Below are 650 nucleotides of genomic sequence, written 5' to 3' on the forward strand. Positions count from 1 at the left end.
TATGGACAATCTCTCTACCCATTCACCCGGCGCGCTATACGACGCGTTTCCTGCCGCCGAAGCCCGTCGTGTGCTCAAGCGGCTTGAATTCCACCACACGCCGAAACACGCAAGTTGGCTGAATATGGTCGAGATCGAGATTGGCGTTTTGAAAAGCCAATGCCTCGACCGCAGGATCGACGACAAACACAGGATGATTGCAGAGATCAATGCTTGGCAGCAGCAGAGAAACGCGCAAAGGGCACAAATCCAATGGATGTTCACCACCGAAAAAGCCCGTGAAAAACTCCACAAGGCCCTATCCAGTCAAAGAGTCATAATCTCTGCGGAGGGGTACTAGTGGCAAATGAGAGGGTCCCGGTAGGGACGATGGTTACCCATCGCCCCCCGGTCAGTTCCGTACGTGCGGCACTACCGCATACGGCTCCTATCGGCTGTAGTGACGGTAAGCCGAGCATCAGGATGCGGATGCATCAGCCGGCACGGTGGCAGGTATTTGCGGACGAGCCTTTGGAAACGATCCCAAGGCAAGCGGTGTCGCTGGCTTCGGCGCATCAAGGCGTGTCGCCAAGCTCGACCAACTTCCCAGCGGAACCCTCCCAATCGTCGCAGATTGTCAGGCACCGCATGGTAGTTAAAATACCCCTGTA

The 650-nt window shown here is 56.0% G+C and carries 1 protein-coding gene; it reads left to right on the plus strand.

Going from position 1 to position 650, the window contains the following annotated elements; all coding sequences use genetic code 11:
• Positions 1-340: transposase (locus tag PH547_RS33785; protein ID WP_285170495.1), on the plus strand; the 340-nt coding region annotated here is incomplete at its 5' end.
• Positions 341-650: the final 310 nt, after the last annotated feature.

Origin of the sequence: Rhizobium cerradonense, from assembly GCF_030182455.1 — a bacterium.
Taxonomy (GTDB): Bacteria; Pseudomonadota; Alphaproteobacteria; order Rhizobiales; family Rhizobiaceae; genus Rhizobium.